26 protein-coding genes are annotated in these 24,479 nt (G+C 57.7%); 19 read left to right on the forward strand and 7 right to left on the reverse strand.

Annotated elements, in window-relative coordinates:
• Positions 1-16: 16 nt before the first annotated feature.
• The 3 genes from RISK_RS18875 to RISK_RS18885 are packed head-to-tail and all read right to left on the reverse strand — an operon-like array spanning position 17 to position 3,230.
• A complete protein-coding gene (locus tag RISK_RS18875) occupies positions 17-1,846 on the reverse strand; it encodes a hypothetical protein (RefSeq protein WP_047815862.1) in 1,830 nt (609 codons plus the stop codon).
• Complete coding sequence (locus tag RISK_RS18880; protein WP_047815863.1) at positions 1,843-2,838, reverse strand: ABC transporter ATP-binding protein; 996 nt, start codon at positions 2,836-2,838, stop codon at positions 1,843-1,845. The genes RISK_RS18875 and RISK_RS18880 overlap by 4 nt, the downstream gene beginning before the upstream one ends.
• Positions 2,835-3,230, reverse strand: a complete 396-nt coding sequence (locus tag RISK_RS18885; RefSeq protein WP_008671697.1) for a GntR family transcriptional regulator — start codon at positions 3,228-3,230, stop codon at positions 2,835-2,837. The genes RISK_RS18880 and RISK_RS18885 overlap by 4 nt, the downstream gene beginning before the upstream one ends.
• Positions 3,231-3,557: 327 nt before the next feature.
• Between RISK_RS18885 and RISK_RS18895 the strand changes: the two genes are divergently transcribed.
• From RISK_RS18895 to RISK_RS18955, 13 genes are all read left to right on the forward strand, one after another.
• The gene (locus RISK_RS18895) at positions 3,558-4,130 is read left to right on the forward strand and encodes an RNA polymerase sigma factor (RefSeq protein WP_236696442.1); all 573 of its coding nucleotides are present in this window, start codon (positions 3,558-3,560) and stop codon (positions 4,128-4,130) included.
• Positions 4,123-4,740 (forward strand): hypothetical protein, encoded by a 618-nt coding sequence (locus tag RISK_RS18900; RefSeq protein ID WP_236696443.1) that lies wholly within the window; start codon positions 4,123-4,125, stop codon positions 4,738-4,740. Before RISK_RS18895 ends, RISK_RS18900 begins: the two co-directional genes overlap by 8 nt.
• Positions 4,737-5,804, forward strand: coding sequence for a hypothetical protein (locus RISK_RS18905; protein WP_236696444.1), 1,068 nt, complete (start codon positions 4,737-4,739; stop codon positions 5,802-5,804). The genes RISK_RS18900 and RISK_RS18905 overlap by 4 nt, the downstream gene beginning before the upstream one ends.
• The gene (locus tag RISK_RS18910) at positions 5,801-6,889 is read left to right on the forward strand and encodes a type II secretion system F family protein (protein WP_047815866.1); all 1,089 of its coding nucleotides are present in this window, start codon (positions 5,801-5,803) and stop codon (positions 6,887-6,889) included. Before RISK_RS18905 ends, RISK_RS18910 begins: the two co-directional genes overlap by 4 nt.
• On the forward strand, positions 6,886-7,956 hold the full coding sequence (locus tag RISK_RS18915; RefSeq protein ID WP_047815867.1) for a type II secretion system F family protein: 1,071 nt from the start codon (positions 6,886-6,888) through the stop codon (positions 7,954-7,956). The genes RISK_RS18910 and RISK_RS18915 overlap by 4 nt, the downstream gene beginning before the upstream one ends.
• Entirely contained in the window at positions 7,956-8,381 is a 426-nt protein-coding gene (locus RISK_RS18920) for a type IV pilus modification PilV family protein (RefSeq protein WP_047815868.1), read from the forward strand. Before RISK_RS18915 ends, RISK_RS18920 begins: the two co-directional genes overlap by 1 nt.
• Positions 8,378-8,917, forward strand: coding sequence for a hypothetical protein (locus RISK_RS18925; RefSeq protein ID WP_047815869.1), 540 nt, complete (start codon positions 8,378-8,380; stop codon positions 8,915-8,917). Before RISK_RS18920 ends, RISK_RS18925 begins: the two co-directional genes overlap by 4 nt.
• Positions 8,918-9,114: 197 nt before the next feature.
• Positions 9,115-9,441, forward strand: coding sequence for a hypothetical protein (locus RISK_RS18930; RefSeq protein WP_236696445.1), 327 nt, complete (start codon positions 9,115-9,117; stop codon positions 9,439-9,441).
• Between the two features lie 65 nt (positions 9,442-9,506).
• Entirely contained in the window at positions 9,507-10,364 is an 858-nt protein-coding gene (locus RISK_RS18935; RefSeq protein WP_047815870.1) for a DUF1559 domain-containing protein, read from the forward strand.
• 210 nt (positions 10,365-10,574) lie between these two features.
• Entirely contained in the window at positions 10,575-10,739 is a 165-nt protein-coding gene (rpmG, locus tag RISK_RS18940; protein WP_007324504.1) for a 50S ribosomal protein L33, read from the forward strand.
• A gap of 39 nt (positions 10,740-10,778) precedes the next feature.
• Positions 10,779-12,578 (forward strand): single-stranded-DNA-specific exonuclease RecJ, encoded by a 1,800-nt coding sequence (gene recJ / locus RISK_RS18945; RefSeq protein ID WP_047815871.1) that lies wholly within the window; start codon positions 10,779-10,781, stop codon positions 12,576-12,578.
• Positions 12,579-12,691: 113 nt separating this feature from the next.
• Positions 12,692-13,501 (forward strand): D-mannonate oxidoreductase, encoded by an 810-nt coding sequence (locus RISK_RS18950; RefSeq protein WP_047815872.1) that lies wholly within the window; start codon positions 12,692-12,694, stop codon positions 13,499-13,501.
• A gap of 197 nt (positions 13,502-13,698) precedes the next feature.
• A complete protein-coding gene (locus RISK_RS18955) occupies positions 13,699-14,775 on the forward strand; it encodes a sugar kinase (RefSeq protein ID WP_047815873.1) in 1,077 nt (358 codons plus the stop codon).
• Positions 14,776-15,400: 625 nt separating this feature from the next.
• On the opposite strand, the gene RISK_RS33130 is transcribed toward RISK_RS18955, so the two are convergent.
• Positions 15,401-15,739 (reverse strand): DUF4430 domain-containing protein, encoded by a 339-nt coding sequence (locus RISK_RS33130; protein WP_236696446.1) that lies wholly within the window; start codon positions 15,737-15,739, stop codon positions 15,401-15,403.
• Positions 15,740-16,109: 370 nt separating this feature from the next.
• On the opposite strand from RISK_RS33130, the gene aroH reads away from it, so the two are divergent.
• The 6 genes from aroH to RISK_RS18990 are packed head-to-tail and all read left to right on the forward strand — an operon-like array spanning position 16,110 to position 21,344.
• Positions 16,110-16,535 carry a chorismate mutase gene (gene aroH / locus RISK_RS18965; protein ID WP_047815875.1) on the forward strand — a complete coding sequence of 142 codons (426 nt, stop codon included), beginning with the start codon at positions 16,110-16,112 and terminating at the stop codon, positions 16,533-16,535.
• Positions 16,536-16,539: 4 nt separating this feature from the next.
• On the forward strand, positions 16,540-17,523 hold the full coding sequence (locus RISK_RS18970; protein WP_173442701.1) for a hypothetical protein: 984 nt from the start codon (positions 16,540-16,542) through the stop codon (positions 17,521-17,523).
• Between the two features lie 4 nt (positions 17,524-17,527).
• A complete protein-coding gene (locus RISK_RS18975) occupies positions 17,528-19,333 on the forward strand; it encodes a sigma-54-dependent Fis family transcriptional regulator (RefSeq protein ID WP_047815876.1) in 1,806 nt (601 codons plus the stop codon).
• Positions 19,330-19,770 carry a tellurite resistance TerB family protein gene (locus RISK_RS18980; RefSeq protein WP_047815877.1) on the forward strand — a complete coding sequence of 147 codons (441 nt, stop codon included), beginning with the start codon at positions 19,330-19,332 and terminating at the stop codon, positions 19,768-19,770. Before RISK_RS18975 ends, RISK_RS18980 begins: the two co-directional genes overlap by 4 nt.
• Positions 19,767-20,423: a phosphopantothenoylcysteine decarboxylase domain-containing protein gene (locus RISK_RS18985; RefSeq protein WP_047815878.1), complete on the forward strand. Its 657-nt coding sequence runs from the start codon at positions 19,767-19,769 to the stop codon at positions 20,421-20,423. The genes RISK_RS18980 and RISK_RS18985 overlap by 4 nt, the downstream gene beginning before the upstream one ends.
• Before the next feature lie 6 nt (positions 20,424-20,429).
• The gene (locus tag RISK_RS18990) at positions 20,430-21,344 is read left to right on the forward strand and encodes a dihydroorotate dehydrogenase (protein WP_047815879.1); all 915 of its coding nucleotides are present in this window, start codon (positions 20,430-20,432) and stop codon (positions 21,342-21,344) included.
• A gap of 188 nt (positions 21,345-21,532) precedes the next feature.
• On the opposite strand, the gene RISK_RS18995 is transcribed toward RISK_RS18990, so the two are convergent.
• From RISK_RS18995 to RISK_RS19000, 3 genes are all read right to left on the reverse strand, one after another.
• On the reverse strand, positions 21,533-22,624 hold the full coding sequence (locus tag RISK_RS18995; protein WP_083435045.1) for a DUF1349 domain-containing protein: 1,092 nt from the start codon (positions 22,622-22,624) through the stop codon (positions 21,533-21,535).
• Positions 22,625-22,756: 132 nt separating this feature from the next.
• Positions 22,757-22,936 carry a hypothetical protein gene (locus RISK_RS33135; RefSeq protein WP_236696448.1) on the reverse strand — a complete coding sequence of 60 codons (180 nt, stop codon included), beginning with the start codon at positions 22,934-22,936 and terminating at the stop codon, positions 22,757-22,759.
• Between the two features lie 61 nt (positions 22,937-22,997).
• Complete coding sequence (locus RISK_RS19000; protein WP_236696449.1) at positions 22,998-24,374, reverse strand: hypothetical protein; 1,377 nt, start codon at positions 24,372-24,374, stop codon at positions 22,998-23,000.
• Positions 24,375-24,479: the final 105 nt, after the last annotated feature.

Consider the following 24,479-nt stretch of genomic DNA (forward strand, 5'->3'; position numbering starts at 1 on the left):
TTGCACCGACAACCTCTCATCGGTGAAGGTCACGTCCGACGGCCCATGGCAGAATCAAAACTCTCGCCAGCGGTATCACCAAAGCAATCACCATCGCGATCGGCAGCAACGTTGGTGTCCAAGTTCCCCACGATTCGCTTAAGACGATTTGTTGGGGCAACAAACCCAGCAAAACAGCGGAAAGCAACCCAACGGTGACACACCACACCGCGACTGATTTTGTGATCCAAGTTTTGGGTGTCCCCGGTTGCCGAATGGCCTGCACGAAAGCCACCAAGACCGTGGCCACCTTCGCCCATAGCAACCAAGTGACCCAAGTTGGAATTTGCAAAACGCCAAGTCGAAACTCCTGCAGCATGACCTCCCACTCACTTTGGCTGACGAACCAAGATCCCAAGCGATAAGATCCCCAAATCAACAGCCCACTGGCCAAGAACGTGACCGAGGCCGTGACTCGGCGATCGGCCATCAACGCCAACCACAACATGGCCACGCCTCGCCCAACCAAAATCACGGTTGAGAACATCGCAATCGCAAGTGAGACCCGAACTCCCATCGCAACAGAACTCACTCCGGTACCCGATGCCATCGACTCGGACCATTGATTCCACACCGGCTGATTGGCAGGAACCGAAAAGACCCCCAGCACGCCAAACGTGACCAACGACGCCAACAACACCAACCGTGTTGTTCGCCACACTTTGATTGCCGCTAAGACCTCTCGCGAAACCGGGCTGACCGCCAACAACAACGGCATCGCCCTGCCCTGCGGACCTCTTTTCACACCGCTGCTCTCTCCCCAACCGCCCGCCGTCGACACCGCGGTGTACGTCAACACGATCAAACCAGCGATCACAACGGAAGCAAAATTCAGCGGCAAACAAGCCAGCAAGACCAGTGTGGGCACACCGACCCACGCGATCATGGACCACCGCATGGCACGTGACTGACGACCGTCAAACCAGGCCAGCGTCGATGCTTGCCCACTCTTCCGAACCGACGCCCGCACACCGAGAATCCGCTCGCCAATCGAAGACGAAGACTCACGAATCCTCGCCGTGATCGAACCCGCATCATCCAATCCATACGAGTTGGCTCGGGCAAGCTCAAGTGATCGATACGTGCCCCAAAGAGTTCCACCCCAAAGCAAGAGCAACGGCCATGGCAAATACCCAAGCAGCATCCATTTCGGATGATCCGTATCCAAGGCGACGAACGGCCAACACATCACCATGTATCCGGTCGGAATCAGCACCAGCAAAGTGAGGACTCGATACCCGTTCCAAGAAAATGGTCGCCAACAAAACGCCAACACCGCCATGGATCCGGTGCCGAGTGAAATCCACAAGGCAGGATAGATCCAACGCTCATGTTCACTGCGGTCCACCATCGACAACTCAATCGCGGACGCGATCATCAACAACGAGATCGCAATCGCCGCATGCCGAGCCACAGCGGCGACCAACACCAATCGGCTCGATGGAACCGGACTGCGCAGCAGGAATGCGTCGAATCCAGAGGCTTTCCGCTCCACGTCCGGTCCCGACCAATCAATTGCGAAAATTGACCACAACAGCAACGGGGCTTGCGTCACCGCCATGACCCCCGCGATCGCATTGGACGCCAACAAAACATCCGTCCCAAACAATCGGTGTATCCACGCGGCCAGGGCGACACCAACCAAGGACAGCAACCAAAGCTTTCTCCACGTCCCGCCCCAGCGAGCCCAAAGCAACCGCGCGGCAGCAAGACAGTCCTTTTGCCAATCGTTCCGACGGTCGCTGTCGAACGTGTCATTCGCGGGCAAACTAGCCCCCGTCGATGGCTGAATGGTCGATGCGTTCATGACACGGACTCCATCGAGGCATCTTCGCGGCCTGACATTTTGTCCGAATGATCCCCAGCCGTCGCTGACTGCCGCGGGGCTCGCACATGAGCTTCGAACAATCGCTTCAGCGTCACATGACGACTTTCGATCCATTGCCACTCGGGCGGCAGTGTTGCGGGCGACAAATCGGATTGCCGGGGCACCAACAGCGACCATTCACCGTCTTCCTGATGCCAGCCCAAACCTGCTTCCACCGGACAATCTCTCCGAGCGTGCTGCGTCGTGATCGTCTCGTCACGTGATCGCAAGATCCATTCTTCGTAGCGTTCGTCGACCGCCATCATCGGCATGGATTCAATCAGTTTGCCCTGATGCATGATCGCGACTTGATCACACACTCGGCTGACTTCGTCGAGCAAGTGACTGCTGAAAATCACAGTCCGGCCTTCCAAGCTGACTGTCCGAATGATCGCTTGCAAAATGTCATCGCGAGCGATCGGGTCCAGCCCGCTGCCGGGTTCATCCAAAACCAACAAGTCCGGCTTGTGAGCGATCGCGGCAATCAAACCCGCTCTTGCTCGACCGCCCTTGGAGAGCGAACGAAGTTTGGTGTCCGGTGACAACTCGAACCATTCACATAGTTCCGACGCGTACGCTCGATCCCACCTCGGATAGATCGCTTCGCAAAATCCCGTCAGATCACGGACTCGCATCCAAGTCGGCAAGCTGTCTTCTTCAGAAAGGTACCCAATTCGCCGCATCACTTTTTCCCGATCGGTGATCGGGTTGCATCCCAGCACGCGGACCCTGCCGACTCGCGGTTGATGCAAACCCAACAAGTGACGCAGCAAAGTTGTCTTGCCGGCACCGTTGAGTCCCAGCAACCCAAACACGGTTCCCTGCGGGATCTTCAGCGAAACATCGTCCAGTGCTTCCGTCCGGCCGAATCGTTGACTTAGGTTTTCGACCACCACGGCGTCCGGCACCGACGACTCTTGAACATCGTTCATGACGATTCCCCCCGTTTGCGTTGCAACTCTTCATCGCGACGGAGAATCCATTGCGACAATTCTTTCGCATCCACGCCCAGCCCTTGCGAGAGCACGAGCAATTGATCGATCGCGGGCTCAATCGCTTCCCGCTTTCCTTTCGCGGACATCGACGTTGGCGATGATGAGACAAACGTGCCTCGGGTGCGACGTTTCTCGACCAAGCCCGCTTGTTCGAGTTCGCGATAGGCTCGCGCGATGGTGTTCGGATTGACCCGCAATCGCTCCGCCAACGTTCGGATGGCGGGCATCTCGTCTCCGCCGGAAAGCTGGCCCGACAGAATTCGATGTCGAATCTGCTGGACCACTTGCTGGTAGAGCGGCACGCCGTCGTCGGATAAATGAATCTGCACAACTGACCCCTTGTGTTAACTCATTAATACAACTGTCATGGCGGCGAGTCAACTGTTTTCTTGAATTTCAAATCGTGCTCCAGGTCGAAGACCTGGCACTCGCAACCAAACTCGTGCTCAGGTCGAAGACCGGTGCTCGTGCTCGTAATCGAAACCACGAGCAATCGAGCAATCGAGCAATCGAGCAATCGAGCAATCGAGCAATCGAGCAATCGAGCACGAGCACGAGGGCGAGGGCGAGGGCGAGGGCGAGGGCGAGGGCGAGGCAGCCAACATTTTTTCAAATTGTTTAGACAAATGACTCGCCGGGGCGCATCCTGTTGTTTGATGAGCCATTCCATCCCCTTTTCGAAACGCGTTTTTCAGAGCCTCGACCACATGGTGGTTCACGGCGGAGACGCGGTCGCTGGCCTGATCGACCTGACGTCGAGCCGGATGGTGCGGTTTGCCACGACGATCACGCGGAACCAGCACGACGCGGAAGACGCAGTGCAAACGGTGCTGGTGAAAGTCGCTGAGCGGCCACGGTTGGTCCGCGATGCCGACCAGCCCTGGAATTACTTGCTGCGAATGGTCCGCAACGAATCATTGCTGATCGCGCGACGAAAACCTCGTTGGAGCCTGATCGACAACCTGGCGGACCTGCTGACCGTCCGGCGAGTCGACGAACTGGAACAAGAAGAAACGATTCGAGAGGTTTGGCGAGCCCTTCGAAAACTTCCCACCGAACAAAGCGAAGTGATCGTGCTCAAGATCTGGGAACAAATGACGTTCCTTGAAATCGCCGACGTCCTGGAGATCACTCCTGGCACATCGGCCAGTCGCTATCGCTATGGGATGCAGAAGATGACCCAGCTTCTGCGCGGCGACGTCGACTCGGAGGTCCCCACGCATGGCTGATCGCAACTCGTTCCTCAACACTGCAAAGCACCTGGTAGCGAAACTCGTCAAGAGTTTCCGGGATTTGGTAGCGAAACTCGTCAAGAGTTTCGACGACGATCGCCGGAAACCGAAAGTCTTGACGACTTTCGCGACGCAAAGAACGCACGACGCCGACCGAAAGCGACGCTGCACGGCATTGCCCGACCCACCTCTCAGCAACCACGGCTACGAATTGGACAATTGGCAACTTCAAAACGGTGAATCCATCGAAGACTTGATCCGCGATGCGGGTCGCTACGTGCGACCATCATCCGAGCTTCGTCCACGGGTTCTCGAATCCGTTCGCCAACAAAAGCAAACGCGAAAACAAACCGGCGGCGCATTGGGAATGATTGGTCTGGGCATGGCCGCCATGCTTTCTTTCGTTTGGGTGGGACAGTCAATGCAATCCATCCCACCGCTGCCGCGGATGAGCAGCGAGGAAGTGGAGCAAAAAGCCGTGCTGCGATCATCGCTGACGAACCAATCGTTGGACTGGGCGTTGATGGAAGTGATGGATGACCAACGTCCAACGAAACAGGGCTCACACGACGTCCAATCCAATCAAGCAGCGGGACGCCGACCATGAGCGAACCTCGCTTCTCTTCAGGACCTGCGACCACCGCTGCTCAGGCCGATGCCTTTCACGATGGACTCGCGGCCGCGGTGATGGCTCGCGTCCCCATTCACTTGGGAACCGGCGGGTCCGTGAGTGGAAAGCTGACGCTGGAAAAAGTCGGCTTGTTGAAGCGGCAACCAGCGGCGGAATGGCCGACCCGATACCGGGCGGCACGAGAAGTGTTCGACCGCACTGGAAACATGCAGATCGTCTTGGATGGACTGACCCACAACACGCGTTCCGAACGAACGCTGTCTCGCTTGCTGTGGGGATCGTGCATCTACTTGCTGACCTTGGCGGTGGTTGGTTACTTGGGACTGGCATTCTTCACCCACTTCATTGGGCCCAGCATCAATGCCCTGCGTGCCGACATGGAACTGGTTCCTTCCACACCAATGGTCCCTCGCTCGGATCCGATCATTGATTTCCTGCCGACAGTGCTCGTCGTCGCGCCTTTCATCTTGGTCGGCACCTGTCTGTTGATTTGGATCACCGGCGGCGTCTCCCGATGGGCCACCCGACTCGGTGGCTCCGCGTACATCCGTGACAACGCCTCGGCCGTTGCCATGCGATCGATCGCCGCGATGGCCAAAACCGGTGTCCCGGCTGAAGAAGCGGTGAACTTGAGCTGCGATCTGCTCGGCAGCAGTCCGGCGGCACGCAACCAAGTGCAAACCACGCTTCGCGGCCGAACGCTCAACGCAGCGTCCGAGGTGACGCTGCTGAGACTGGGAACTCACTTCCGAACCAGCGCCAACAACCGGATGAGCGTGTTGAAAGTCGCGTTGCCGATCGCGCTGACGTGCTTGATCGGCGGAACCGGTGCGCTCGCATACAGCCTGGCGTTGTTCAACCCGCTGGTGTCGCTCATCCATGACCTGTCGAAACCCACTCGCGAGCTTCCCACTGGCAACCTGCCAACGAACTGGGCTCCGAAACCACCGATTGCTCCTCCACCCATCGCGGAAGGACGCGTTGATCCCACACCAACCCGAGGCGCAAACGAGGGATTCACGCCAGGAGTGACATCATGACAGCCACTCCTGACGACGAATTGATCCCAGAACTGGTTGCACCGGGAGCACCTGGATTGCAATGCGTTCAACAGCAGATCGAACAGTTGCTACTGCGACGATCCATGATCGCATTGCAATTGCACCAAGCCGCTCAGCAATCGGTCGGCCCCGTGGCCCAGCAAATGGAATGGATGAGCCGGTGGTTCGACCAACCAATCACCGCGGACGACGTGCTGCATCACCCTGACGCCCTGGCGATCTGCCAACCGTTGCTGGTGGCTTCGAAGGAGCACTCGTCCGCCGAAGTTGCCCATGAGAAAACCCGACTCGAAGACGCTGTCAGACATTGGGAAAGCACGCTATCGAGCCGACCGACTCGAAACCGCCTGTGGATCATTCTCGTCTACCCGTTGGTTCTCGCCTTCGCAAGCATCGCAATCTTGATGGTCATCTGCGTGCTGCTGGTGCCATCCTTTGAAGAGATGATGGATGAGTTTGGCCTAGCCCTGCCCTACTCCACTCAAACTGTGTTCGCCGTTTCCCATTTCACTCGCGACTATGGCTTGTGGCTCCTCGCCGCCTTGGTTGCCATCGTGCTGGTCTCGCAACTGGTTCGCTATCAGGCGCACCGCGTCGGCCAACATCCACCGTGGGTCCGCTTGGGCCGTCGACTGTTCATGCCCGCCAGATTGGTTTGGGCCTCCTGGGCCGAGCATGTCGCGATGATGCTGGACGTCGGCCTGACCCGAAGAGAGGCCTACCAAATCGCAGGTGAAAGCAGCCCATCTGGTTGGATGTCCACGCTCAGCAAGGGATGTGTTCAGTCAATCGACGACGGCAGGGTTCCACTTTCTGGCCCCACACACATCCATGGCAAACCATGCCACCTGATGATCCATGCCGTGCAAACCCAAACGGTTCCCCAGCAAGCGGATTGCATGCGAGATGTCGCCGCAATCTATCGTGATCGTGAACGGCACCAACGCCGTGACATTCTGACTTGGGTGTCGCCACTGATCGTTTGCATGCTGGGGATGACCATCGGCTGGGTCATGGTTGCGCTCTTCATGCCCCTCGTCCAACTCATCAGTGGTTTGACATGAGCACGCCATCCGCCCCAACGCACAACACACCCGATGGCTTGCTGGCTCTTTCGTCGATCCCGCAACGAGCCTTGATTCGGACTCTGTTGGTCGCTCATCAAGAACGCACGAACCCAGCCAAATGGGTGCATCTTCTCGCGGCCGAATTCGGCGGCCCGATTGGAATGCGAATGAATCACCTGGCCATGCTCTTGAAAGAGGGCACCCCCGTCGCGGATGCCTTGGAACAAACCCCAGGCATCCTGGCCCCTTCCGGCCTGATGGCGATTCGATTGGCAAGCGAAACCGGAACGCTGAATGAAACCTACGAAGCCCTGATCTCCGACCAAGGACTGGAATCCGAGTCCACTGATTCCAGTTGGCGGAATCCTCGCTCGGAATTCACACGGGTGACCCTCGGCTTTGTCTTCGCTTGGTTCATCCTTTCGTTCTTGATGATCTTCATCATGCCGACCTTTGAGAAAATGTTCGAGGAGTTTGGCCTGGAACTCCCTGCGATCACTCGTTCGCTGATCTCGGTCAGCCATCGCGGTGGCGAGTTTTTCTTTTTCGGGATCGCCATTTTCATGATGCTCCTCCTGGGGCGTCTGCTGTTCTTCGGCGAGAAACGCCCCCAGCGATTCAACCCGTTTCGTTGGCACGAACGCTTCGTTCCACCGTCCGTGAACCTGCTGTCACTCCTGGCAATTGTGGTCGGCTCCGGCCGTCCCATCGCCTCGGGACTGGAAACACTCTCCAAGTGTCACCACGTTCCCCAAACAAGACATCGACTCGCCGCATCCTGCGAACGAGTGGAACGAGGCGAAGATCCTTGGACCACGCTGGCCAACGAAAGGATCCTGACCAAACGAGAATCCCAGGCTTTGTCGGTAGCCGGCTCGAGCGACGTCCAAGCCTGGTTGCTGCAATGGCTGGCAGAATCGCGATTTGACAAGCGTTCGATTCACCGCCACTTGCTGACGCGAGCGGTCTCCTTGGCCAGTCTGCTTCTGCTAGCCGGGGTCGTGGCCTGGGTTTGCATCGCGGTCTTCCTTGTCCTCACAAGCCTGATCGGAGCCCTCGCGTGATGAACCATTGCTCCACAAGCCGAACGTCGCCATCTCGCAATGCCTTCACGATGATCGAATTGGTGGTCGCCGCCTCGATCATGATCGCGCTGATGTCCGTGGTCACCTCATTGACGTTTCGCATTCACGGGGTTTGGCAAGACACCAACCAACAACGCCTCGCAACCTGGGCGGTGTCCAGCGAACTGGAACGCATCACGTCGCTTCCAACTGATGAAATCGCGACCGCTCTCGACCAACTCCAAGCCTCCGCGGAACTCCAAAACATGTTGCCTGAACCCGAATGGTCAGGTGAGTTTCTCGATGACGAACTCGGCCCGCGTGTCGCCCTGCGTCTGAACTGGAAACGCCGCCATCCAGGCATCCCGCTCGAATTGGTCGGTTGGGTTTTGAGCACGGACACCGAGGAGGAAACATCGCCATGAATCGCTCCCCCAAACGCCACGCGCACTCCTTGGTGGAACTGATGATCGTGCTTTCAGTGCTTTCATCACTGATCACGGTTTCCGTCGGCTGGATCCACCAATCCATGAAACTCTCCAAACAAATGCACTCCCGGCAAGCTCACCAAACCAACTTGACCCGTCTAACACGGATGATTCGTGACGACGCTCGCGCCGCCAGCGAAGCCTCCGTCGATGGGTCAAAACTGACTCTGGCTTCTTTGAACGTCGTGTACCAAGTCAACGGCCCGATCATTCAGCGGACCGAACAAATCGACGCCAGCACCACGCGAACGGATGTCTTTGAATTGCAACCGGGTTCACGTGTCATTTGGAACGACACCGAACTGCCCCAAGCGATCACGCTGCAGATCAAACGTTCCAGCGGAACTCCCATCCCAAGTCGACTGCCGCAAACAAACGAATCCAATTCGCCCAACTCGGACACGACCAATCGCAACGACTTGCATCTGCGGATGGAACTGAATCGGTACGCACGATTTGGAGTGAAGCCATGAGACAAACACCCGCACTTCACGCTCCCTTCGAAAGGATCGAGCGAATCACCTCCGCTCTCCCCCCTCCCTCTGGGAGGGTCGAGCGAAGCGAGGGGAGGGCCAAGCAGAAACTCAGCACACAATCCCCCAGGCCGCCACATCAAGGAGCCGCCCTGATCTACGTGCTGGTGTGCCTGGGCATTTCGGTTTCGCTGGTCATGACCTCTCTGAAAAGCAGCCTGACTCACCGCCGACAAACCAGCCACCTCCTTCGCGTGGAACAAACCGATTGGTTGCTGGAAGCCGGATTGGTCCGAGCTCACCGACAACTCCGCGACGACAGCACCTACACGGGAGAAATCTGGTCGGTCAGCGATGCGATTCGCGGTGACGAACCCGCTGAAATCGAAATCGAAGTGACGCGAGACGATGCCTCGGAGGATTCCCTGATCGTTCGCGTGTCCGCTCGTTTGGGCCAGCAAGAACCCGAAAACCCCCGTCGCATCCAGCGTTCCCACACGTGGCAAATCGCCGCCGCGTTTTAACGTGCCCCCACATCGCCCCACCCTGCCCTTTCCAACCAGCCACACCTTGAAACCAGGAATTTACCATGGCCACGACATTCTCCTCCTCGCCACGGCGCGCGTTCACGCTGGTCGAACTCTTGGTGGTGATCGCCATCATCGGCGTCTTGGTCGGCCTGCTGTTGCCGGCGGTCCAAGCCGCACGGGAAGCGGCGCGGCGGATGAGTTGCGCCAACAACATCGCTCAGATCACCCTGGCCACTCACAACTACGAATTCGCGATGGAGCACTTGCCGCCAGGAACCACCAACCCGACCGGTCCCATCGTCAACACACCCAACGGCGAACACATCGGATTCCTGGTTCGCTTGCTGCCTTACATCGAACAACAAGGTGCTGCCGACGACTTTGATTTGACCGCCAGCGTCTACGCTCCGGTCAACGCCAAGGTCCGTTCCTACCAAATTCCCGCGTTCCTCTGCCCTTCGTTTCCATTTGGCATCAACGATGAGAAGACGGCTGGCCTGTCCAACTACGCCGGCTGCCATCATGACGTCGAAGCCCCAATCGAGGAAGACAACAACGGGCTGCTGTTTCTCAACAGTGAGGTTCGCTACAGCGACATTTACGACGGCAGCAGCCACACGATCCTGATTGGCGAAATGATCCCCACCGTCGAATCACTTGGCTGGGCGTCCGGGACACGAAGCTCGCTACGAAACACCGGTTCGCAAATTGGCGGCGGGATTCGAGCGTTGGGTGCCGCGGGCATGAACGAAAATCCCCCCGAGTTTGTCGGCGGCTTTGCCAGCGAACATCCCGGCGGCGGCAACTTTGGCTTCGCCGATGGCTCCGTCCGATTCCTGTCTCAGAACACCGACCCACAGATTTTCACCTACCTGGGTCACCGAGCCGACGGAGAATTTGTCGACGGGGAGATGTAGCGGGCGTTTCCACTCCCGCGTCCTCCCAATGCTTCCGCGTCCACTCAATGAACGATGTCGACCAAAGGAGCATCACCCTCCCCAACCAAATCAACGAACTTTCCCCCTGATTCGCCCCAAAAAAGTACGACTTGCCAAAATCGCATCGGGCTAGTCATACTCTGGGGCTCGAAAATCTCATTTCCTCGACAAACCACGCCGGCACGTCTGATGTCCAAGAGCAAGAAAAAAGCAGAAACCATCTTCCTGGTCTGCGAAGAAACCGGACAGTACAACTACACCCTCCGCAAAAAGCCTGGTGGGGAAAAACTTCGTTTGAAGAAGTACAACCCCAACCTGCGCAAGCACACCTGGCACGCTGAAAAGAAAAAGTAAGCTTCTCAGCGCAGCACCCATTCAAGGACGACGGTCGATTTGAGTACCGATTCCAGCTCGATTTCCGATTCCAACCAGCTTGTTGATTCCGGGACGAAGCGGGAATGGCGGATCACTCCGCACGATGCTCCGTTGGTCGAACAACTGATTCGCACCACGGGACTGCCTCCGGTCGTCGCTCAGTTGCTCGTCAGTCGCGGCGTTTATTCGCAAGAAGATGCGGCCACGTTCTTGGACACCAAACTGACCAGCCTGCGTGATCCGCAGTTGCTGCCCGGTGTGCCTGCCGCCACCGAAAAAATTCTGGCGGCCGCGGAAGCCAAAACCCCGATCGTCATCTACGGCGATTACGACGCCGACGGCATGACCGGATCCGCGATCCTGGTCAATTGCCTGCGATTGCTCGGGGCCGAGGTCAGCTACCACGTGCCCAATCGACTCGAGGAAGGCTACGGCCTGAACGAGGACTCGATTCGCAAACTGGTTGCTCGCGGCAAGCAAATGATCGTTTCGGTCGATTGCGGCATCGCCAGCCTGGAGTGCGCGAAACTCTGCCGCGAACTCGGCGTGACGCTGATCATCACCGATCACCACCAAATCGGCGACGAACTGCCCGACGCTGACATCATTGTCCACCCACGATTGCCCGGAACGGCTTACCCGTTTGGCGAACTTTGCGGGGCTGGCGTGGCCTTCAAACTTGCCTGGTCGCTGTGCCAAGCCAAATGCGGGCAGAAGAAAGTCACGCCCCCGATGAAGCGATTCTTGATGCAATCGCTGTCGCTGGCCGCCATCGGAACCATCGCCGACGTGGTCCCACTGCTCGACGAAAATCGCGTGCTGGTCAATCACGGCCTGCGAGTGATGCAGACCGAACCGCTGCCGGGTTTGTGGGAGCTGATGAAGCTGACCAAACTCGATCAAGCCAGCGAACTGACAACCGAGAACATCTCCTTCGGCTTGGCCCCGCGACTCAATGCCGCTGGAAGACTCGGCCAAGCCCAACTGGGCATCGAGCTGCTGACGATCGAAGCCGGCGACCGCGCCGTCGCGTTGGCCCAGTACATCGATCAGCTCAACGGAACCCGCGACACGCTGCAACGAAGCGTTCAACTGGCCGCACAAAAACAAGCCAACGCCGACTTCGATCCCGAAAAAGATCCCGCGCTGGTCCTGGCCGGAGTCGGCTGGCACACCGGAGTCATTGGAGTCGTCGCGGGTCGCTTGGCAGAGAAATACGCCAAACCCGTGATCATTCTCTCGCTCGACACCGCGGGCAAAGTCGACGCGACCGGATCGGGACGCGTCGGCGGCACCGGCATCAACCTCTACGAAGCCCTGCGAGAATGCGACGACCGGCTGATTCGCTACGGCGGTCACCCAGCCGCAGGCGGCCTGACGATTCGCGAATCTGACATCGAAGCCTTCCGTGGCGACTTCTGCGAAGCGGTTTCGAAGCAGTGGTCCGAGCAAGAGTTGGCGCCGGCCATTCAAATCGATGCGGAAGCGCCGCTTGGCCAATTGAATCTGCAAACGATGAAGCAGATCGAAACGATGGCTCCGTTTGGCGCCGGCAACCCGCGACCGGTGTTGATGGGCCGCGACATCCAGCTCAGCGAACCGGCCAAAAAGATGGGCAAGGGTGAAAACCACCTGTCCGTGCGTCTGAAACAAGGCGAACGCGTGATTCGCGGCGTCGCCTTTGGTGCCGCCGATTGGTGCGAACCGCTGAACCAGCACAACGGCCCGATCGAGATCGCTTACCGGCCCGTCATCAACGAGTTCAACGGCTACCGCAGTGTCGAAGTCCACCTGGTGGACTGGCGAAAACAAACCTGAGACGGGCGAGAATCAGAGCCCGCCCTCCATAGACCCTGCGTCGTTCGATGGGCAAAACTTCCCTGTTTCGCGTGCTGTTCTCTGCGTCGCGTTGCGAGTAAAGTACCGCCACTATGAATACTCTTTTTGAATTGAACGATGATGTCGCGGTCGTGATCGGCGGCACAGGCGAGCTCGGCGGCCACATGGCCCAGGCACTCGGATCGGCCGGGGCTCGCACCGCCGTCTTGGGACGCAACGCGGAACGCGGCGAAGCGAAAGTCAAAGCGATCACCGCGGGCGGTGGCGAAGCCAAATTCTTCGCCGTTGACGGGATGCAAGCGGACTCCTTGGCCGAAGCTCGCGATGCGATCACGGCTTGGGCCGGAACGCCCACGATCCTGGTCAACGCCGCGGGCGGGAACCATCCCGACGCGACGATTCCACCCGGCGGCGATGTCTGCGGCTTGCCTCGCGAAGCGTGGCAACACGTGTTCGACCTGAACCTGGTCGGCGGAGCTTTGTTGCCGAGCCAAGTGTTCGCGCCCGCGATGATCGAAGCCGGCGTCGGCAGCATCATCAACATCGCGTCGATGTCGGGCATCATCCCACTGTCTCGCGTCGTGGCTTACTCGGCCGCCAAAGCCGCGGTGATCAACCTGACCTTGTGGCTGGCTCGCGAATGGGCAACCACCGGCGTTCGAGTCAACGCGATCAGCCCCGGTTTCTTCCCCGCCGAACAAAACCGCAAACTGCTCTACAACGACGACGGCTCTTACACCGAACGTGGTGGCCAAATCATCGGCCACACCCCGATGGCTCGCTTTGGAAAACCGGACGAACTCGCCGGCGCTGCCATCTGGCTGGCTTCGCGAAAAGCGTCCTCGTTTGTCACCGGTCAGAACATTGCCATCGACGGCGGATTCGCATCCGTCACGATCTAAACACCCATGCAGAAGTAAACATGTGAACCAAGACTTGTTCCCAGGCTCCTGCCTGGGAACACGCTGCTCTGGAGGCTCCGCCTCCTGTTCCGATCCCGGCAGGCCCAGCCTGCGGTGCAGTGCATTCCCAGGCCAGAGCCTGAGAACCAGTGGTTCAAGCCCATTCCCGATTCCCCCTTCCACATCCGCACTGTCCCATGATTGAACTACGTAGCGACGCCAAATACGCCATGGTCATCCCCACCAGCATGGGAATTCGCCTCACGCCAGTGGACCACCAACCGTTCCACTGCAGCGACACGTTCAAGATGCAGGCCACCAGCGCTGAATCCAACGTCGGCAGCATCTCTTCGTTCCTGGGATTGCCCGTCAAAGTCTTGACCGCGTTTGTCAAAGACAGCCCCGTCGCCCGGTTCATCAAAGATGACTTGGCCGGCCGTCACATGGACTACGAAGGTCCTGAATTCGTTCAAGACAACCCTTGGGGCGTGCGTCACCAAATCAACATGGCCGACAGCGGCTGGGGTTCGCGTGGACCTCGCGTGCAAAACGACCGTGCCGGTGAAGTTGGCCGACAACTGAACGTCAAAGACTTCGACCTCGATCGCATCTTCGGAACTGAAGGCGCCAAGATCGTTCACCTGTCCGGCTTGATCGCTGCACTCTCGGAAGAGACCAGCGAATTCTGCCTGGAGATCGCTCGTGCGGCCAAGAAACATGGCTCGCGAATTTCATTCGACCTGAACCACCGTGCTTCGTTCTGGAAAGGTCGCGAAGAAAAACTGGCGGCTCAGTTCAAAGAGATCGCCAGCCTGTCCGACATCCTGATCGGCAACGAAGAAGACTTCCAACTTTGCTTGGGTGTCGAAGGCCCTGAAGCCGGCGGCAGTGACATCACCGCGAAGATCGATGGCTTCAAAGAAATGATCAATCGCGTCAAAAAGGAATACGCCGACACAACGCTGTTCGCAACCACGCTGCGTGAAGTCGAGAGCGCCAACCTGCATCACTGGGGCGCGATCGTTTCACACGGCACCGAGTTCGCTGTCATCGAGCCTCGCGAAATCGGCGTGATCGATCGCATCGGCGGCGGCGACGGATTCGTCGGCGGCCTGCTCTACGGCGTGCTCCAAGGCTGGGACGCCGAGAAGAGCTCGCAGTTCGGCTGGGCCACCGGTGCTTTGACCGCAACGCTCTACACCGACTACGGCCAACCTGCCGACGAAGACCAAGTCTGGAGCATCTGGAAGGGCAACGCCCGCGTCCAACGCTGATCGTCGCAGGGTGCATCGACAACCTCTTCCTCAGAGGTTGTGCAGTTTTGAAGTGCAGTGCTTGCAATGCCTTAAGACCCCCGCCCGTTGCAGAGGTCGTGCAGTTTTGAAGTGCTGTGCCAGGAACGCCTTGAGAACCCCGCCCGCGCAGCGGGAGGGGTCGGAAAGCGAGCGTTCAGCGAGATTTCCGGGGGAGGGCATTCCGAGCCACTTCCCATGCTCGGCCCTCACCCTCGCGTACGCCTGAACGGCGTCGCTCGACCACTCCCCAAACTTCGTCTCGGGAGAGGTGCGCCGCGTGAAAACCCGCCAAAATGCAGCACCAGAAAACTGCACGACCTCCGGGAGGGTCGAGCGAAGCGAGGAGAGGGTCCAGCATCGAATCCAGTCGCGTAACTCGCCCCGGCAGGGGCCGGCATTGTTAGCTCGGGGTGGAAGCCCCGAGAACGAGGATGAAGATCAGGATGCCGCCCCGGCAGGGGCCGTCGTCGATGATGCGGCGGGAAGTGAAGTGACCTGGTGAGTCCTTGCCGGATCAACACCTGGAAGCTGGACGGACGGGCCCAACGAAGCGTTCAGCCACATTCGGGTGATGGGGCTCAACAGACAGCCTTTCAAACGCTGGTCACTCTTTCTCGGCAGTCGCCTCTTCGAAGGTCGTGTACTTCCACACGATCTTGGTCGGCGGATTCAGTTCCATCGTGCCGATCCCCTTCGTCGCGAACTCACCGTCAACGGTGTAGGTCCATCCCCGCGTTGCGTTGGTGGCGATTCCTTCGATGGAGTTGACGAAGGCGGTCGTGCCTTCGCCACCGATTTCCATCTTGGGAGAACTCAGATTGCGCATCAGAGTCTCCAAGGTCGATCCTGCCGCGACGTTGTCCACGACGTAAGACTTGGTCGTTTCATCGTCGATCACAAAGTCGAACGTGACCTCTCCCGTCGGAGCGTAATCTTCGATCACGGGGGGCTCGACCGTGGCGGTCGAGCCGCCGCACCCAGCGACGCTCAACAAAACGGCCCCCCAGAGAACGCCGAACAGCGAACCGAAACGCCTGCGACTTGGGGTCGCAAACAAGTGTCCTGGTGCGTTGAGAGACTTCCGTGCCGGTTTTGAAAACACGATGTTTGCCTGTGAAACGTGGTGGCGAGCGAACCTCGCGAAATGGTTTTTCACAACTTACCGTGAAAACACGCCTTCAGTGAGCCAAACTGGGTGGCGTTTCACGGGATTCTCGCGGTTTGATGAACTCAACCCCAGTAGTCGCAAATTGAGATTGCGACTATGGTAAGCGGAACAAAGAGGCTCGTCTCAAAACAGGATTTGCAACGAAATGACCATGTGCCGGGGAGTTCGCGGGGCCACCACCGTCGAGCAGGATGACCGCAAAGAGATTCTCAAAGCAACGACTCAGTTGCTGGCGCTCATGATTCGCCGCAATGAGATTGATTCCACCGACTTGGCCAGCGCGACGTTCACGGTCACCAAGGATTTGCACAGCGAATTCCCTGCTCTCGCGGCTCGCCAACTCGGGTGGCTCGAAGTTCCGTTGCTGTGCGGGTACGAAGTCTCCGTGGAAGGCTCTCTGCCACGTTGCATTCGCGTTCTGCTCCATTGGAACACGACCAAGTCCCAGTCCGAGATCCAGCACGTCTACATTCGTGACGCGGTGAAGCTGCGGCCGGACCTGTCGAAGGTTCCTGCAGTCGACGTCGAGGAATTGGAGCGATGGATCGCGGAACACCTCAAAGAGGACTGACCCCGTGAAATTGCAGTGGATCCCGTCCACCACCCTCAGCCTCTTGCGAATGGTCCAGTGGGTCAGTCGACAACGCGAACTGAAAGATGCATCGCTACAGAAAGCGATCCAGCCCGCGGTCCAGTCCGTCTCGACTCGGTTGATCAACGCATCAATCGACCCTGCGGTGATCTGGGAATACCTGATCGATGAAGTCATCGCCCAGGACAGCGATGTGGATCTGTCGCCCGCTCTGTGCGAGATCGCACTGATTCGCGGCGGGCACTCCGACCTGCAATCCGACCAAACGGCGATCGCGATCCACCGTAGCCTGGAAACATGCCGGCGAGCCATCACGACACGTTCACCTCGCTTGGCGGATCAACTGCGCCTTCGCTACGCTCCCCTCAAACAGGCCTACGAATCCTACGGCCCCGGATTGATTCGCTCGGTCGGCAAAGCCATTTGGAACGGCAACCCTCCAACCGATTGGTGGCCTTCTCGGGTCAGCGTTCATGCTGTGCAACCGATCGCCAACGGTGCCGCGGGCGCCAGCACTCAACAAGCCAGTGTGTGGATCGAAGCCGTTCTGACCGACATGGATCCGGATGTCCCCGAGTGGCTGCGATTGGTTTACCAGCTCAGTTGCATGGCGATCAGCTCGCACACACGAACACACAACAGCAGCAGCGGCACACGATCCAGCAGTGACACCGCCACCGGCGACACCAGCGGATCATCGGAATTGCCATGGACGACCGCCATCACGCCGTTGATTTTATCCAAGGCCGCCGATGCGGGAATGATTCCAAGCAATGGCTTTGCACTGACCAAAGCGTTGTCGATGTGGCATCCCGACCTTCCCTCGTCCAAGGCCCCTGTGGTCGAGCGATGGTGGAACGAGGTGGGGCTGACCAATCAACCGACGCCCATTGCCTTGAAACAACTTGCGGCCGCATTGTCCGCACACGACTCTTCCGATCCATCCACCAACTTTCATACGGCTTGAATTGATGGTCGCTTACCTCGCCATCCAAGGCGGCAACGAAAAGGGAACCCAATTCCCTTTGGATCCGGAACGCCCCATGCACATCGGCCGTGCTGCGGGTTGCGAAATCATGTTGACCGATCCCAACAGCAGTCGCTTTCACGCAGTCATCTATTTCGAAGATCACAACTGGCAACTTCGGGACACCGAGAGCCGCAACGGAACACTCGTCAACGGAAAAAAAGTCAGCACCGCTCGACTGAACAATGACACGCAAGTCGTCATCGGAAAAACGGTCATGCAAATGATCAATCTGGACGAAGACTCGCTCAACGAAGATGCACTGTCGCAAACCGTTTACGAAGAACTCGAGTCCTACCGAACCCGGCAACCCGATCGCGTTCGAGAACCAGGGCAACTGGTCGATCATCCGGACGACCTGCTGGACCTGTATCAGCTCAGCCTTTCGTTGCTGGGTGGCAAACGCGCCGACGAAGTCATCAACACGACGCTTGAATTGTTACTCGATCGCACCGCGTCCGAAACGGTGACGTTCGTCGCCGACCAGGGCGATGGACGCTGGAAGATCCGCCGGCAATTCCCTAAAGATTCGCAACCGATCAAACTGGACCGCGGTCGCCTGCGTCATGTCAGCAAGGAGCAAAAACCCTACGTCAGCGACCATCCCAAGGACAACGGGAAATCGGGCCAAGACGCTTGCATGATGGTCCCCATTCTGGATGGCGAAACCGCACTCGGTGTGCTGGTCCTGCATCGCAGCGGCGCGGTTTACGACGAACGCTTGTTCGATCTGACCGTGGGCGCCGGCAGCCTGCTGACCAAAGGAATCGCCCAGTCAACGCTGACGGAAAACCTGCGTCTGGAAAACCAACGCATCGCCGATCGCAACGCCGACCAAGGCGAACTGATCGGCAGCAGCAAATCCATGTTGCGACTCAAAGAAAGAATCTCACGGGTCGGTGCCGCCAACGGTTCCGTGTTGATCCGAGGTGAAAGTGGCTCGGGCAAAGAACTGGTCGCTCGCGCCGTTCATCGATCTTCGACGCGAACCGATCGTCCCATGCTGACCGTCAACTGCGCCGCGATTCCGCGCGACCTACTGGAGAGCCAACTGTTCGGTCATAAAAAGGGATCGTTCACAGGCGCCGACAACGATCACGACGGTCTGTTTCAACAAGCCAACGAGGGCACGCTGTTCCTGGACGAAATTGGCGAATTGAGTTTGGAAGGACAAGCCAAACTGCTGCGGATCTTGGAAGGTCACCCGTTCCTTCCCGTCGGAGCCACCAAGCAAGTCAGCGTCGATGTTCGCGTGATCGCCGCCACCAACCGAGACCTCACCGAGTTCGTTCGCGACGGCCGTTTTCGCGAAGACCTTTACTATCGTCTCAGCGTGTTCGAATTGGCGGTGCCACCGCTTCGAGAACGAGGCGAAGACATCGACATTCTGATCGATCACTTCCTGGATCATTTCCTTCGTCAACATGGACGGCCCAAGTTGTCGCTCGGCGATGCCGCTCGCCAACGCATGCGAAGCTACGCCTGGCCGGGCAACGTTCGCCAACTCCGCAATGTGATCGACAGTGCGGTGGTGATGGCCGACGAACCCATGATCCAAGAAGACGATCTCGGCCTTCGGGACGCAGGCCTGACGCAGATCGATACCCTGCGAATCGATGTCTGGGAAAAACGCTTGATCGAAAAAGCACTCAATCGTTGCGATGGCAGTGTCCCCGAAGCGGCCAAATTGCTCGGCATCAGCCGCGCAACCGCTTACCGCAAGATCACGGAATACGAGATCGAACGATGAGCGAACCATCGCCTTCCCAGGACCCCATGAAATCGAAATCCGCGGAGGAGGTGGTCTCCGACCACGAGCGGATTTCTGCTCAACGCAAACAACACCTGCACAACCTGGTGGTGATGGCGTTTGCCGACGGATCGCTCAGCCACCGCGAAGTTCACTTGGTTGCCACGCGTTGCGAAGAACTTGGCTTGCATGAATCCGAGCTCGAAGCCGCTTTGGCGTTTGGCATCAGCGACAGCGCCAAACTGCAACTGCCCACCGAGCCCGAGGTGTGTGAATCCACGTTGAAAGACTTGATCCGCATGATGGCCGCCGATGGCCAATTTGTCGAAGCCGAAAAGAGATTGTTCGCCTTGGCAGCCGCCAAGATGGGGCTGACCGGGCAACGACTGCAAACCTTGATTCAATCCGTTCAGCTCGAATTGGGCCGCCCTACGTGACAGACGCTTTCACCTCCCCCCGTCGTCGCATCTTGATCACATCTGGACCGACTCGGCAGTACCTCGATCCGGTTCGCTATCTCACCAACGCGTCGAGCGGACGCATGGGTGCGGCGCTCGCTGGTGCCGCGCTGGCCCTCGGGCACGAAGTGGTCATGGTCTCGGGACCGGTGTTGGTCAACTATCCCGAGGGTGTCGAACTGATCAACGTGCTGACCACACAAGAAATGCTTCAAGCCGCCGGCGAAGCCTTCCAAAACTGCGACGGTGCCATCGGTGCGGCCGCCCCCTGTGACTACATGCCCCGCCACGTCTCGACGCAAAAGCTCTCCAAAACGGGAGAGCCCCTGCAGTTGGAATTGATCGAAACCCCCGACGTGATCGCCACCCTCGGCCAAAGCAAACGCGCGGACCAATGGGTGGTCGGTTTCGCGTTGGAAACCGATGACCGCCGCTTTCGTGCCACCGTCAAACTGGAACGCAAACTTTGCGATCTGATGGTCAGCAATGGACCGGAAGCGATCAACTCCAGCGAAAATCAAGTCGAACTGCTGGATCCGTCCGGCGTCGTGATCGAACACATTCGCGGCACCAAAGAACACGTCGCCGAGCGACTCCTTCACCAAATTCATCACCGTCTGCTTTCTTCCTGATCCCTCATGACCACCACGCAAACTGACCTGCAAACCACCCTCGGTCGCCTGACGCTTCCCAATCCAATCTTGGTGGCCTCCGGAACGTTTGGCTACGCGCGAGAAATGGAAGGCATCGTTGACCTGACTCGTCTCGGTGGGATCCTGCCCAAAACCATCACCGCTGAACCACGCGTCGGAAACGCACCGTGGCGGACCGTGGAAACGTCGGCCGGTTTGCTCAACGCGATCGGGCTCGACAACGACGGTGTGGACGCCTTCCTCGAACACCATCTTCCGTACTTGGCTGGCCTCGGAACGCCTATCATCGTCAGCGTTGCCGGGCGAACGGTCGAGGACTTCACCGAACTCGCTCGCCGTGTCAGCCAGTGCAATGGCGTGTCGGCGATTGAACTGAATTTGTCCTGCCCCAACGTCAGCGGCGGGATCGACTTCGGCACCAATGCCGATTCTTGCCGCGAAGTCGTCGCCTCTGCCCGCAATGCCTGCGACGTTCCGATCCTGGCCAAGCTCACACCCAATGTGACTCGCATCGCCGACATCGCTCAAGGCGCAGCCGATGGAGGCGCCGATGCCGTTTGCTTGATCAACACCGTCCTCGGCATGGTCGTCGACTGGAAAAAACGTCGCCCCATCCTTGGCAACGGCATGGGCGGGCTCAGCGGTCCCGCCATCAAACCCATCGCGTTGCGGTGCGTGCATCAAGTCCGCCAAGCCGTCGACATTCCGATCATCGGAATCGGTGGCGTCGCCAACATCGACGACGTGATGCAGTTCCTTGTCACGGGCGCCTCCGCCGTGCAAATCGGCACCGCCAACTACTACGACCCCACGGTCTCCATGCGGCTGATCGACCAACTCCCCGCCGCCCTCACCGAACTCAACGCCACCACCCTCGCCGAAGTCATCGGCACTCTCTAAAAGGTGTCAGGTACCTTTTTGGCAAAGTAGGTAAAACACTTGCCACCGCAAGAACCAGGCTAAAAACCGACTTTCATTCGATCAGGGCGAAGGAAACAACGGGACAAATCGATCTGGCTGGACTCGATTGAGACGAAACCGCCCCCGGCCAAACTACCCATTCTTCCAAAAAGGTACCTGACACCTTTTTAATCGGCACGTTGAAGGGTGAGCAAAATGTGCCCGTCGTTCTCGAGCGTTTCCAACTTCTCCGGTGCGGGGGTGCCCGGTGGCAGTGACAGGCACAGGATCAGTTGGTCATCGTCAATCGAATAGTTGCCGTTGACCGGTTCTTTGGCCCCCACGGTCAGAGACGACATCGTGAAACCTTTCGGTTCGGAATCGACGTTCAACGAATAGTCGACTTCGGTGAGTTCACTCTGGATCACAAACGAGACGTTGCCGCCATCAAAGTTGAACTCCGTGATCGGACCTTCGGCCAAATCTTCGCCATTCACTTTTGTTGACACCACATCCCATGCACCGGCAAGCTCCAGGCGTTGCAGATAGACGGGGTCCTGTCGTTCGTCAGGTGTCAATTCACGAATTTGAAAGAAGTCGAACTGAGCCTCGATTTCACCGGCTTCCATGGGACCGTTGCACGCAACGAGTCCCACCTGCTGCGGGCTGCCGTCGCCCCACACCGCTTCGCCCAAGACCTCAAACTCTTTGCCGTCTGTGCTGTAGGCTCGCTCGTAGACATTCCCGCGTTTGATCAAACGGAACCAAATGCGATCCTCGCGTTTGATCTTCGGATCCGTGTCGACCAAGCGAAAAGTGTCCTTCTCTCGCATGTGTTTGAATCCGGGCTCGCTGCCATTCGATTCCAAATCGAACTTGAGATAGTTGTCGTCATCGTCGTAGATCAACAATCCTGCTTGCTGGTACCTCATCGTCGGATGAAATGATTCCACGCAAGTCGTGACGACAAAATCGCCGTCACCTTGAGTCGGATTAGCAATCAAGAAAAGGTTCTTCGTCAGCGGAGTGCGACGTCTCCGAACATCGCCACCGATCGCACCAAGCTGAGTGGTCAACGTGAGCTTGCCTGGATGGCTGGAGAACGACACAAGATCCGGATCAGGCCGAACCGGATTCCACTCGGGTCTCGCTTTGCCATCGAATTCATCGATGAACAACGCCTTGGGCTCTTCAGCGAACAAGCGAGTACTCGCGGCCCCCAAATTCAAAGCCAGAGCGACAACAACAGCGACACCAAAACGAAAACGCTCGGACGACATTCGGACCACCCCGCCTACAAGGAAACAAAATCATTTCCTTCAGTGTACCGAACCCACCCTGGCGTTGTTCGCCGAGTGAAATCACGATGCGATCACGGCAACGACCGGGGCAACTCACCGGGCGGGCGAGCATCAGTTCGATGTGTTTTGCAGCCCAGGCTCCTCCGAGTCCGCCATCGACTTCACTGGATCGAGGAACTCCTTCAATTGATCCATCGTCGACAACTTTTCCGGATCGAAAAATGGCGTCTCAGAAAGCGGCTTCTCGGTCTCCACCGCAAACCACGTGATCCAGCAATCGGTGTATTCCATGAGGTGGACCGGAGTCCCATGATCAGAGATCGTCGAAGTCACTTGGGCACGACTTACATAGCTAGGTAGCCAAATGCCCTCCTTTTCGATCCATCGAAAATTCGACGCCACTTTTCTCAAGTCCTCCCCATTTTGCATGTGAAGGATTGCGGAGCGGCTTGACGGCATTTCGTGAACTTCGCTGCAACCGAGTCCTGCGAGTCAAACTTGAAATCGCACCGCCAGCCAATTCGTTTGACTGCTTCATGTAGATGCCAACATCGAACTCTTGGATCGCTTCGTTATTGACGATGAGTGCTTCCAAAAAGCTAGCTCCCTGCATCGAAGAACTCTCGGGCTGTTCAACTCGATCTTCGGCAAGAAGCGAAGCGAAATAATCAACCCCACGATCCGAACGGATCACCCAATTGATTTCCCGTTCCGCTTCAGCGATGTCTTCCAGTTTCTCTTCAGGAAACTTGAGCGAAATCCTCGCCGCATGTTTCCCAATTGATTTCATTGATAACTCAACTGGCCAATCGCCAATTGCGGCATCAACGATTGCTAGATTGTCACTCTCGTCCGAGCGATCTGAGAAAAGGATCATCGCACTCGCTCTTGCGAACCCTTCTCCGTCGGGAACAAACTGAATCGCATGCGGCACAACCTTCACTGCCGCATCCTTCACGATATTGATGTAGGCATTTACCTTCTGTTTTGTAACAGCGTCCGTGACGAAGACGGCACCGCCAATTCCTTCATCTGGAACGTTTCCAGGTGGAATCGCAAACTCAAGTTCGATCCCCTTGTCTTCCACCGGCTTGATCGTTGCCAGAACGCCTGACATGGATTCACTCATGGAAACCGTCAGATTCTCCGGGCGGACCGGATCACTGATCACCAACGGCATCGAAAACGTTCCTTCCTCTTCCCCCGCTTCTCGCAGCGACACGAAGTGCCTTGATTGCGGAAGAGCCAATACGCCGGTCAGTTCGCAACTCAGCGTGATCTGCAACAACTGCTTACCGTTGGAACGGTCTCCAAACCGTATGAATTGAGAGTACGACGTTGACTTCGGAGAGGACGGTGTCTCAAAGGTTACCTCCATTTCCATATCCGCCCCCATCTCTACCGTTGAGTCGGTTGCAACAACCTTAAGGCGACCGGAAGAAGACTCTGCTTCACCGAGACGCAATTGGTACCCGAGAGTATTCGGGATCTTGATGTTGAAGGTTCGCTTTTCCCCGACTTTCAGCTTGCCGAAATGCACCATCGCTCGAACATTGTCCTCTTGCACCTCGAACATATCGCCGCGCACTTGAACCGGGTCCTCAGCCGCATTCGTGTCGGCGATCATGAAGATGCTCAATGCAGCAAAAATCAAAAGGCCGGCATGTTGCAACGGCATAGACTTGGCTTTTGTCGTTCGTGGAACGACCAATTGGATAGCGGGAAGCATCTGTACTCTGCTGGCAAAAGTCGCTGGGTGATTTTCCTTCCATTCAAAACTAGCGGTACACACAACTCATACAAGGTTCAGCAAAATCCGATCGCATCAAAATGC

The sequence above is a fragment of the Rhodopirellula islandica genome (assembly GCF_001027925.1).
Lineage (GTDB): Bacteria > Planctomycetota > Planctomycetia > Pirellulales > Pirellulaceae > Rhodopirellula > Rhodopirellula islandica.

Bases quoted from the DNA above. Each gene is read 5' to 3' on its own strand.
- rpmG (WP_007324504.1), top strand. From the start codon at position 10,575: ATGTCCAAGAGCAAGAAAAAAGCAGAAACCATCTTCCTGGTCTGCGAA.
- RISK_RS33135 (WP_236696448.1), bottom strand. From the start codon at position 22,936: ATGGAATACACCGATTGCTGGATCACGTGGTTTGCGGTGGAGACCGAG.
- RISK_RS18905 (WP_236696444.1), top strand. From the start codon at position 4,737: ATGAGCGAACCTCGCTTCTCTTCAGGACCTGCGACCACCGCTGCTCAG.
- RISK_RS18875 (WP_047815862.1), bottom strand. From the start codon at position 1,846: ATGAACGCATCGACCATTCAGCCATCGACGGGGGCTAGTTTGCCCGCG.
- RISK_RS18920 (WP_047815868.1), top strand. From the start codon at position 7,956: ATGAACCATTGCTCCACAAGCCGAACGTCGCCATCTCGCAATGCCTTC.
- RISK_RS18910 (WP_047815866.1), top strand. From the start codon at position 5,801: ATGACAGCCACTCCTGACGACGAATTGATCCCAGAACTGGTTGCACCG.
- RISK_RS18990 (WP_047815879.1), top strand. From the start codon at position 20,430: ATGACCACCACGCAAACTGACCTGCAAACCACCCTCGGTCGCCTGACG.
- RISK_RS18975 (WP_047815876.1), top strand. From the start codon at position 17,528: ATGGTCGCTTACCTCGCCATCCAAGGCGGCAACGAAAAGGGAACCCAA.
- RISK_RS18995 (WP_083435045.1), bottom strand. From the start codon at position 22,624: ATGTCGTCCGAGCGTTTTCGTTTTGGTGTCGCTGTTGTTGTCGCTCTG.
- RISK_RS18980 (WP_047815877.1), top strand. From the start codon at position 19,330: ATGAGCGAACCATCGCCTTCCCAGGACCCCATGAAATCGAAATCCGCG.
- RISK_RS18900 (WP_236696443.1), top strand. From the start codon at position 4,123: ATGGCTGATCGCAACTCGTTCCTCAACACTGCAAAGCACCTGGTAGCG.
- RISK_RS18925 (WP_047815869.1), top strand. From the start codon at position 8,378: ATGAATCGCTCCCCCAAACGCCACGCGCACTCCTTGGTGGAACTGATG.
- aroH (WP_047815875.1), top strand. From the start codon at position 16,110: ATGACCATGTGCCGGGGAGTTCGCGGGGCCACCACCGTCGAGCAGGAT.
- RISK_RS18950 (WP_047815872.1), top strand. From the start codon at position 12,692: ATGAATACTCTTTTTGAATTGAACGATGATGTCGCGGTCGTGATCGGC.
- RISK_RS19000 (WP_236696449.1), bottom strand. From the start codon at position 24,374: ATGCTTCCCGCTATCCAATTGGTCGTTCCACGAACGACAAAAGCCAAG.
- RISK_RS18930 (WP_236696445.1), top strand. From the start codon at position 9,115: ATGACCTCTCTGAAAAGCAGCCTGACTCACCGCCGACAAACCAGCCAC.
- RISK_RS18955 (WP_047815873.1), top strand. From the start codon at position 13,699: ATGATTGAACTACGTAGCGACGCCAAATACGCCATGGTCATCCCCACC.
- RISK_RS18935 (WP_047815870.1), top strand. From the start codon at position 9,507: ATGGCCACGACATTCTCCTCCTCGCCACGGCGCGCGTTCACGCTGGTC.
- RISK_RS18895 (WP_236696442.1), top strand. From the start codon at position 3,558: ATGAGCCATTCCATCCCCTTTTCGAAACGCGTTTTTCAGAGCCTCGAC.
- RISK_RS18880 (WP_047815863.1), bottom strand. From the start codon at position 2,838: ATGAACGATGTTCAAGAGTCGTCGGTGCCGGACGCCGTGGTGGTCGAA.
- RISK_RS18915 (WP_047815867.1), top strand. From the start codon at position 6,886: ATGAGCACGCCATCCGCCCCAACGCACAACACACCCGATGGCTTGCTG.